A 9,068-nucleotide genomic window follows, 5' to 3' on the forward strand; every position below is an offset into this window, starting at 1 on the left:
GTCCTCATTTGGTCGGGGGCACGAAGCCCGGCTCGCCCGGGCCGGGCTGGGCGCTCGGCGCGCCGAACAGGATGCCTTGCGGGCGGTCGGACAGCGAATTCGCGGTGCGCTTCACCGCGCGCAGGGCGCCGCGCGCCTCGTCGGTCATCTGCACGACGTGCGGCAGGGTCTCGAGTTCGAGTTCGCTGGTGGCGGCCTGCAGCGAGCCGATGGCGCCGTTGATGCGGTCCAGCGGGCCATCCGGCCCCTGCAGGCGGTCGGCCAGCTGCTTGTAGCTGTCGGCGGTCTGGTCGACGCTGGTGGCGGCCGAGTCGAAGGAGTTCAGGCTGCGATCGAGCTTGGCGGTGAGCGCCGGCAGGCGGTCCAGGGTCGGCTCCAGTTTCTGCGGGATCGCCGCGTAGGCGTCGGCCGCCTTGCCGATACTATCAAAAGCGCCGACGATGCTCTGCTGGTTCTCGGGCGAGACCATCTTCGCCAGGCTGTCGGTGATCTGCTCGGTCTTTTCCAGGATCGCCAGGCCGCGCTTTTCCAGCTGGTCGAGCAGGCCCGGACGCAGCGGGATGCGCGCGATCTGGTCTTCGCGCTGGGCCAGGCGCGGCGAGCCGGTGCGGTCGTCATCGAGCTGGATGAAGGCGATGCCGGTCACGCCCTGGTAGCCGAGCGAGGCGAAGGTGGTGGTGGTGATCGGCGAATCCTTTTCCACCGACAGGCGGATCAGGATCTGGCCGGTGACGCGCGGGTCGAACACGATCTCGTCGACCCTCCCGACCTCCAGGCCGCGGTAGCGCACCGCCGCCTGCGGGTTCAAGCCCGGAATGGATTGCGTGGTGACGATCTCGTAGGGCGCCATCTCGGTGCGGTCGCGGTTCAGCCACAGCCCGACCAGCACCGCCGCGACCAGGAGGGCGATCGTGAAGACCCCCGTCATCAGGGCATACGACCTGTTTTCCATAACTAGTTCTCCGATTCCGAATCATTCTGAGCCTGGCGCTCGTCGAGCACTTCGAGCGCCCGCTGGCCGCGCGGGCCCAGGAAAAAGTGTTTGATGAAGGGGTGATCCACCCGCAGCACGTCGCAGGACGGCCCCACCGCCAGCACGTGCTTCTCGGCCAGCACCGCGATGCGCGAGGACAGGGCGAACAGGGTGTCGAGGTCGTGGGTGACCATCACCACGGTGAGTTTCAGCTCGCGGTGCAGGGTCTGGATCAGCGCCACGAAGGCGTCCGACAGGTCCGGGTCCAGGCCCGCGGTGGGCTCGTCCAGGAAGAGTAAGCGAGGTTCGAGCGCGAGGGCGCGTGCCAGCGCGGCGCGCTTGATCATGCCGCCCGACAGGTCGGACGGCATCTTGTTGGCGTGCTCCGGGCCCAGGCCCACCATGTCCATTTTCAGGAGCACGGCATCGCGGATCACGTCTTCCGGCAGCGCGCGCAGCTCGCGCATGGGGAAGGCGATGTTGTCGAACACGGTGAGCGCCGAGTACAGCGCGCCCTGCTGGAACAGCATGCCCCAGTGGTTGCGCATGTCCTGCAGCTGCTCCGGCGCGGCTTCGCTGATGTCCTCGCCGAACACCTTGACGCTGCCTTGCGACGGCCGCTCCAGGCCCAGCATCTGGCGCAGCAATACCGTCTTGCCGGTGCCCGAACCGCCGACGATGGTGAGGATTTCGCCGTCGTAGATGTCGAGGTTCAGGTCCTGGTGGATCACGGTGCGGCCGAAACGCGTCCACAGGTTGCGGATCTGGACCACCGGCGCGCCGACTTCCTCGTCGGGGCGCAGGTTCAGGCGCTGGGGAGGTCTTTTCAGGTCCGCCATCAGAAGCCCACTCCGCTGAAGATGATCGCGTACACGGCGTCGGCCACGATCACCACCGTGATCGCGGTGACCACCGAGGTCGTGGTGCCGCGGCCCAGGCTTTCGGTATTCGCCTTGATGCGCAGGCCGAAGTGACAGGCCACCAGCGCGATCAGCACGCCGAAGGTCGCGCCCTTGAGCAGGCCGATGTTGTAGTTCACCACCGGCACCGCCTCCGGCAGCTCCTGCAGGAAGTAGCGCGCCGCCAGGCCCAGTTCGACCTTGGCCGAGACCATGCCGCCGATCAGGGCCATGGCGTCGGTCCACACCACCAGCAGCGGCATCGAGATCGCCAGCGCCACCACCTTCGGCATGATCAGGCGGTAGCCGTGCGAGATGCCCATCACCAGCATGGCGTCGAGTTCCTCGGTCACCCGCATCACGCCCAACTGGGCGGTGATGGACGACCCTGAGCGGCCGGCCACCAGGATCGCCGCCAGCAGCGGGCCCAGTTCGCGGATGACGGACATGCCGAGGATGTTGACCAGGTAGATGTCGCCGCCGAACATCTTGAGCTGCTGCGCCGACAGGTAGGAGAGCACCACGCCGATCAGGAAGCCGACCAGGGCGGTGATGCCCAGCGCCTGGAAGCCGGAGTGGTAGATGTTGGCCGAGATCTCGCGCCAGGGTCCGGTGCGTGGATTGCGGATGAAGCGGCCGATGTCCTGCACCACCAGGCCGATCAGGCCGATGAAGGACTTCAGGTGCTCGAAGAAATTCAGGATGCCGGCGCCCAGCACGATAATCCACTGCAGGGGACTGGTGCGGTGGCGCGCCAGGCTCAGGCCACTGGCCTTTTCCAGGCGGTTGAACAGCTCTTCCTGGCGCGGGTCCAGGGTGAGGTGAGGCGGGCGCTTCTTGCCCCAGGCGTTCCAGAACATCTGGGCGCCGATGTGGTCCAGGCGCTCGATGCCGGACAGGTCCCAGGCCAGGGTGTCCTTGTGCTTCAGCGCCGTGAGAGTGCGGGTGATGGCCTTCAGCACCCCGCGCCGCGACAGCGTATGTACCTGCCAGACCCCGCTTGCGATGACAGATTGGCCCGACGCGGCGCCCTGGCCGGAATCGGGATGCTGGATGGTTAATATTGGCGCATTTTCAATCTGCATTGCGCCAGTGTAAAAGAGAATCGTTAACGTTGCTACACGCTTGCTACACGGCTACTCAGGCGGCCAAATGGCGTACCTGCCTGACCGGCGCCACGGCGGCGGGCGCCTTCGGCGCGGCCTGGGTGTCGACCTTGTCGACCTTGCCGGCATAGTCGCTGGCCAGCAGCGCAGCCGCTTCCTCGCGCGGCATGCCGCGCAGCTGCAGCCACTCCTGCACCAGCTTGGCCAGCTTTTCCAGCGCGATGCGGTGGGTGGCGTCGGTCCGCGTGTAGATCCAATCGGAGAATGCCATGAAGTTCTCGAACGGCGCGTCCGCCAGCAGCACGCGGGTGGTGTGGGCGAAGCGGCCGGAGTTGGCGACCAGGTCCCAGTAGCGGGCGAAGCGCACCAGGCGCTGCATGGTAGGGAAGTCGATCCTGTTGGTCGCCAGGACGGTATAAGGCGGGTAGGGATCGTAGACCATGCCGAAGGGTTCGGTGTGGCGGATGATCGGCGTGCCGCGCAGGCGTTTCAGGATGCCGAACTGGATCTCCTGGGCGCCGAGGCCCACCAATTGGTCGAAGCCGCGTGCGAAGCTGGCCACGTCCTCGCCCGGCAGTCCGGCGATCAGGTCCACGTGCAGGTGGGTGCTCGAGCGTTCGGTCAGCCAGCGGATATTGTCGGCGGCCTTGGCATTGTCCTGGCGCCGGCTGACCAAGGCCTGCACCTCGGGGTTGAAGCTCTGGATGCCGATCTCGAACTGCAGCGCGCCCGGCGGGAACTTCGCGATCGATTCCTTCAGCGCTTCCGGCAGGTGGTCGGGCACCAACTCGAAGTGGGCGTAGACCGGGTCGTCGGGGTTCGCCTCGATCTTGTCGAGGAAGAACTGCATGATGCGCAGGCTGGTCTTGACGTTCAGGTTGAAGGTGCGGTCGACGAACTTGAACAGACGCGCGCCGCGGGCATACAGCGACTCCATCTCGGCCAGGAAAGCGTCGAGCGGGAAGGGCCAGGCGGTCTTGTCCAGCGAGGACAGGCAGAACTCGCACTTGAAGGGGCAGCCGCGCGAGGCTTCCACGTACAGGGTGCGGTGGGCGATATCCTCGTCGCTATATAAAGAGTAGGGCAGCGCGATCTCCGCCATCGGCGGCTGCACGCCCGCATGCACCTTCATCAGGGGCTTGGGGCCGTCCAGGATCTCGCCGCACAGCTTGGGAAAGGTGACGTCGCCCCAGCCGGTGACGACGTAGTCGGCCAGCTTCACGATGGGCTGTTCGTTCGTCTCGTGCGAGACCTCGGGGCCGCCCAGCACGATCGTGAGCTGCGGCGCGACGCGCTTGAGCAGCGCCACCAGGCGCGTGGTCTCCTCGACATTCCAGATATAGACGCCGAAACCGACGATGCGCGGTGCATGCGCCAGGACGCGCTCGACCAGGTCGCTGGTTTTGGCGCCGATGACGAATTCCTGGATCCGGGTCTGGTCCGCGAGCGGCCCCATGTTCGCCAGCAGGTAGCGCAGGCCGAGCGAGGCGTGCGTGTAGCGGGCGTTGAGGGTGGACAGCAGGATGGTCATGGGGCGAAGGAGTCGGGAAAAGCAGCCATTCTAGACGCTCGCCGGCGGGAAAGCGCTGGCATTCTGCCAAGCAGGGCTGGCGTTTTTATGACAGATGAGTAGCACGAGAGTACTATTTTAGGGTTAAAGTATTGCACCGGATTTAATTTCTCTCCCGTGCGCGGTCAGCGCCGCAGAAAGGTCCTTCATGTTCGGTCTTCAGTTCCCGTTCCGCTTTCTTCTCGTCTCCGCGCTCGCACTAAACTTGGGCGCCTGCAGCAGCGACGACGACGACACCCCGCCGCCGCAGACCGCCGCCCGCATCCAGGTCGAGGTCGCGCGCACCACCCACGGCGTGCCGCACGTGCGGGCCGAGAATTTCCGCAGCCTGGGCTACGGCCTGGCCTATGCCTACGCCCAGGACAACGTCTGCATGTTCGCGGATTCGGTCGTGACCGTGCGCGGTGAGCGCTCGCAGTTCTTCGGGCCCGAGGCGCGGCCGCGCCAGCGCATGGGCGACGAATACGGCGGCGGCAGCGGCTTCATGGACCTGAACAATGAAGAGAGCGACTTCTTCTTCAAGGGCTACCTCGATCTCGAGCAGCTGCGTTCCAACTACACGGCCGGCAACGCCGAGCCGCGCGACCTGCTGGAAGGTTTCGTCGAGGGCTACAACCGCTACCTGAAGGACTACGCCGGCAAGCTGCCCGCCGCCTGCGCGGATGCGAAGTGGGTGCGTCCGATGAGCTTCGACGACATGGTGCTGGTGGTGGCCGAGAAGGCGCTGCACGCTTCCGGCCAGGCCTTCGCCCGCGACTTCGTCGCCGCCGGCCGCACGCCGGGCGCCACCGTCAGCCTGGCCAAGGCCGCTTCGCGCAAGATCGACGCATCGACCCTGGTGGCCCAGTTGGAAAAGATGAACCAGCAGGGCTTCGGCAGCAACGCCCTCGCCGTCGGCAAGGACCTGTCCAGCAACGGCCGCGGCCTCCTGCTCGGCAACCCGCACTACCCCTGGACCACGGCCGACCGCTTCTACCAGGCCCACCTGACGGTGCCGGGCCGCTACGATGCGATGGGCGTGATCATCGGCGGCGTGCCGGCGGTCGTCATCGGCTTCAACAAGGACGTCGCCTGGAGCCACACCGTCACCTTCGCCAACCACTTCACCACCTTCCGCCTGGCGCTGGACGCCGGCGACGCCAGCGGCACCACGTATATGTATGACGGCGAGCGCCGCAAGATGACCTCGAAGACGGTCAGCATCGACGTGCTGCAGGCCGACGGCACCACGGCCAAGCGCAGCAAGACCTTCTGGTTCAGCCACCAGGGCGCGGTGATCTCGCGTCCCGCCGCGGGGCTCACCTGGACGTCGACCGCCGCCTACGTGCTGGCCGACCCGAACCGCAACAACACCCGCATGCTGGACCAGTGGCTCGGCATCGGCACCTCCAGCAGCGTGCGCACCCTGAAGGATTCGCTCGACAAGGTGGTCGGCCTGCCCTGGGTGAACACGGTCGCCGCCGACCGCGAGGGCAACACCCTGTACGCGGACGCCAGCGTGGTGCCGCACATGGACGCCAACAAATTCGTCAACGGCTGCCTGCTGCTGCAGGCGGCGCTGCTGTTCGACGGCTCGAAGAGCAGCTGCGGCTGGGGCCAGGATGCGGGTGCGCCGAGCGGCATCTATTCGCCGGTGCGCGCGCCATGGCTGATGCGAACCGACTACGTCGGCAACTCGAACGATCCCTACTGGCTGGCCAATCCGAAGGCGCTGCTGGTGGGGCCGGCGCCGCTCGGCTACTCGCCGCTGTATGGACGCCCGGGCGTGGAGCAGAGCCTGCGCACCCGCATCGGCTTCCGCCAGCTGGAAGACCTGCTGGCGCAGAAACCCAAGCTGAATCTCGCCGACATGCAGGCGCTCGCCTTTTCCAATCGCGTGTATGCGGCGGAGCTGGTGCTGCCGGAACTGCTGCCGGCCTGCGCGGCGTCGAGCGACGCCCTGCTGCGCCACGCCTGCACCGTGCTGCAAGCCTGGGACCGCCGCGCCGACGTGGACAGCCGCGGCGCCATCCTGTTCCGCGAGTTCTGGGCCACGGCGTCGGCGATCCCGAACAAGTGGGCGGTGGCTTTCAATCCGGCCGATCCGGTGAATACGCCGTATGGCGTGGCGCCCGGCGCGCTGCCATCGATGCTGGCGGCGCTGCGCGGCGCGGCCGACAAGATGCAGACGCTGGGCGTGCCGATGGATGGCCGCCTGGGCGACTGGCAGGTCGAGCCGCGCAATGGCGTGCGCATTCCGATCCATGGCGGGAACGGCAACCAGGAAGGCACCTACGGCTCGATCACCATGCGCACCGGCCTGACATCGAGCGGCTACGTGGGCGTGCACTGGGGGCAGAGCTACATCCAGACCGTGACCTTCGACGACCAGGGGCCGGTGGCGCAGGCGATGCTGACCTACGGCCAGTCGACCGATCCGAAATCGCCCTGGTATGCCGACCAGACCCTGATGTATTCGCGCAAGCAGTGGCCGGTGCTGCCCTTCGCGCAGGACAAGATCAAGGCCGATCCGAACTACACCACGACGACCCTGCGCGAGTGAAGCCGGCTGCGGCTATGCGTGCTGAGTTGCTTGTAAGAGAGGTGGTGCCTACAATCGGGCACCACTTTTTATGATCGGCCAGCCAATGTTCCTCACGAATATCGAAACCATCCCCGGCAAGACCATTACCGTTTGCCACGGCGTCGTCTCAGGCAGCACCGTGCGCGCCAAGCACGTCGGGCGCGACATCATGGCGGGCCTGAAGAATATGGTCGGCGGGGAGCTGCGCGGCTATACCGAGCTGCTGGAAGAATCGCGCGAGCAGGCCACCGAGCGCATGAAGGCGCAGGCGGCCCAGCTGGGCGCGAACGCGATCGTCAACGTGCGCTTCTCGACCTCCTCGGTGGCGGCCGGCGCCGCCGAGATCTACGTCTACGGAACCGCGGTCACCGTCGGGTAAGCGATGGAATACATCATCCTGCTGGTGTTCTGGTCGGTGCCGGTGCTGCTCGGCTACGTGTTCGGGCGCGCGGCCGAGTCGCGCCACTACCGCTCGATCCAGGCGCGCGAAAAGGAGCTGGTCATGCTGCCGGCGACCACGCTCAAGACCCTGGTGCGCGGCGGCGAGGTCGAGCGCTGCGAACTGGTGACGGGCAGCGTCGTCGTCTCGATCGACTATTTCAAGAAGGCGGCGTCGGCCCTGCGGTCCTTCGTGGGCGGGCCGGTGAAGTCGTACGAGACCCTGCTCGACCGCGCCAAGCGCGAAGCCATCCTGCGCCTGAAGGAAAGCTGCCCGGGCGCGGACGAGGTGATCAACCTGCGCCTCGAGACCATGCCGCTCGCCGGCAGCCAGCGTAACCAGGTCACCAGCGTCGAGGTGCTGGCCTACGGGACGGCCATCTACTACGCCAAGGCATGAAGTACCAGCCGGGGCTGCCCGAGCATAACGACAACATCTCGCACGAGCATCCGCTCAAGGACTTCGTGCGGATCCTGCTCGGGCTGTCGCTGGCGGTGCTGGCGCTGGTGTGGGCGCTGGGCTTCGCGGTCGACGCGGTCGTGGACGAGATGAGTCCCGAGGCCGAGGCGCGCCTGACGCGGCTGATGGCGCCGAAGCTGCCCGATGTGCAGTCGGGCGATCCCGCCTCCAGGGCGCGCGAAGCCTGGCTGCAGTCGCTGGTGGACGGCATGCGCGCGTGCGCGGGCATCCGCGAGCCGGTGACGGTGCGCCTGGCCCAGGCGAATGAAGCCAACGCCGTCGTGCTCCCGGGCGGGAACGTCATCGTCTATGCCGGCCTGTTCGAACACGTGCGCTCGGAGAACGGCATGAGCTTCGTGCTGGCGCACGAGCTGTCGCACCTGATCAACCGCGACCACCTGCGCGGGCTGGGGCGCAGCCTGGTGATCATCGCGGCGGCGACGGTATTGACCGGGGATGGCTCGTGGACGACGGGCGTGCTGGCGCCGGCCCAGCACCTGGGGCAGGCGCATTATTCCCGTGGCCGGGAATCGAGCGCGGATGCGCGGGCGCTACGAATCCTGCAGTGCCGCTACGGGCACGTCGGTGGAGCGACCGAGTTTTTCGAGTCGCTGCGGGAGGAGGATGACGAGGCGCCGGCCATTGCTCACTACCTGGCGTCGCATCCGTCGATGGGATCCCGGATCGAGGCGCTGCAGGCGGCGATCCGGGAGGCGGGCCTGCGGGCCGGCGAAGTCCGGCCCATGCAACGGTGACCTGCGTGTGACATTTTTGCGAGCACGCGCAAATCAGGGGTTGACGCAGCTCATCAGCTACCGCATAATCTCATTCCTCTGCTGCTGACGAACACAACGCTTCGCACGGTGCAGCAAGGTAGTACAGAATACCGATCTTTAACAATCAACAGTCGATAAGTGTGGGCGTTTGATGAAGGTGCCAGCTGACTAGTTCAGCTGATTACTTAAATTATCAAATGTTCGCACAAAGTATTAAACGTAAATCTTCGAAAGAAGGTTTCGTCAGTATTTTGAGTGAGCGACTCCGCTAGCGATAGCGGAT

8 protein-coding genes are annotated in these 9,068 nt (G+C 66.2%); 4 read left to right on the forward strand and 4 right to left on the reverse strand.

From position 1 onward, the window contains the following. Positions 1-4: 4 nt before the first annotated feature. Genes LQ564_RS17160 through LQ564_RS17175 form a run of 4 tightly spaced genes read right to left on the reverse strand, consistent with a single transcriptional unit; the run spans position 5 to position 4,509 of the window. Positions 5-952, reverse strand: coding sequence for an MlaD family protein (locus tag LQ564_RS17160; protein WP_231059327.1), 948 nt, complete (start codon positions 950-952; stop codon positions 5-7). 2 nt (positions 953-954) lie between these two features. Continuing rightward, positions 955-1,812, reverse strand: coding sequence for an ABC transporter ATP-binding protein (locus LQ564_RS17165; RefSeq protein WP_231059328.1), 858 nt, complete (start codon positions 1,810-1,812; stop codon positions 955-957). Then, complete coding sequence (locus tag LQ564_RS17170) at positions 1,812-2,957, reverse strand: MlaE family ABC transporter permease (RefSeq protein ID WP_231059329.1); 1,146 nt, start codon at positions 2,955-2,957, stop codon at positions 1,812-1,814. Before LQ564_RS17170 ends, LQ564_RS17165 begins: the two co-directional genes overlap by 1 nt. A 55-nt stretch (positions 2,958-3,012) precedes the next feature. Beyond that, positions 3,013-4,509 (reverse strand): B12-binding domain-containing radical SAM protein, encoded by a 1,497-nt coding sequence (locus LQ564_RS17175; protein WP_231059330.1) that lies wholly within the window; start codon positions 4,507-4,509, stop codon positions 3,013-3,015. Positions 4,510-4,696: 187 nt separating this feature from the next. Between LQ564_RS17175 and LQ564_RS17180 the strand changes: the two genes are divergently transcribed. From LQ564_RS17180 to LQ564_RS17195, 4 genes are all read left to right on the forward strand, one after another. Next, a complete protein-coding gene (locus tag LQ564_RS17180; protein ID WP_231059331.1) occupies positions 4,697-7,090 on the forward strand; it encodes a penicillin acylase family protein in 2,394 nt (797 codons plus the stop codon). Between the two features lie 85 nt (positions 7,091-7,175). Beyond that, positions 7,176-7,490: a YbjQ family protein gene (locus LQ564_RS17185; RefSeq protein ID WP_231059332.1), complete on the forward strand. Its 315-nt coding sequence runs from the start codon at positions 7,176-7,178 to the stop codon at positions 7,488-7,490. 3 nt (positions 7,491-7,493) lie between these two features. Beyond that, positions 7,494-7,949, forward strand: coding sequence for a YbjQ family protein (locus LQ564_RS17190; RefSeq protein WP_231059333.1), 456 nt, complete (start codon positions 7,494-7,496; stop codon positions 7,947-7,949). Further along, positions 7,946-8,764, forward strand: coding sequence for a M48 family metallopeptidase (locus LQ564_RS17195; protein ID WP_231059334.1), 819 nt, complete (start codon positions 7,946-7,948; stop codon positions 8,762-8,764). Before LQ564_RS17190 ends, LQ564_RS17195 begins: the two co-directional genes overlap by 4 nt. Positions 8,765-9,068: the final 304 nt, after the last annotated feature.

Origin of the sequence: Massilia phyllostachyos, assembly GCF_021044825.1 — a bacterium.
GTDB classification, from domain to species: domain Bacteria; phylum Pseudomonadota; class Gammaproteobacteria; order Burkholderiales; family Burkholderiaceae_D; genus Telluria; species Telluria phyllostachyos.

Coding starts and splice junctions, on each gene's coding strand:
- LQ564_RS17160 (WP_231059327.1), bottom strand. CDS start 952: ATGGAAAACAGGTCGTATGCCCTGATGACGGGGGTCTTCACGATCGCC.
- LQ564_RS17165 (WP_231059328.1), bottom strand. CDS start 1,812: ATGGCGGACCTGAAAAGACCTCCCCAGCGCCTGAACCTGCGCCCCGAC.
- LQ564_RS17170 (WP_231059329.1), bottom strand. CDS start 2,957: ATGCAGATTGAAAATGCGCCAATATTAACCATCCAGCATCCCGATTCC.
- LQ564_RS17175 (WP_231059330.1), bottom strand. CDS start 4,509: ATGACCATCCTGCTGTCCACCCTCAACGCCCGCTACACGCACGCCTCG.
- LQ564_RS17180 (WP_231059331.1), top strand. CDS start 4,697: ATGTTCGGTCTTCAGTTCCCGTTCCGCTTTCTTCTCGTCTCCGCGCTC.
- LQ564_RS17185 (WP_231059332.1), top strand. CDS start 7,176: ATGTTCCTCACGAATATCGAAACCATCCCCGGCAAGACCATTACCGTT.
- LQ564_RS17190 (WP_231059333.1), top strand. CDS start 7,494: ATGGAATACATCATCCTGCTGGTGTTCTGGTCGGTGCCGGTGCTGCTC.
- LQ564_RS17195 (WP_231059334.1), top strand. CDS start 7,946: ATGAAGTACCAGCCGGGGCTGCCCGAGCATAACGACAACATCTCGCAC.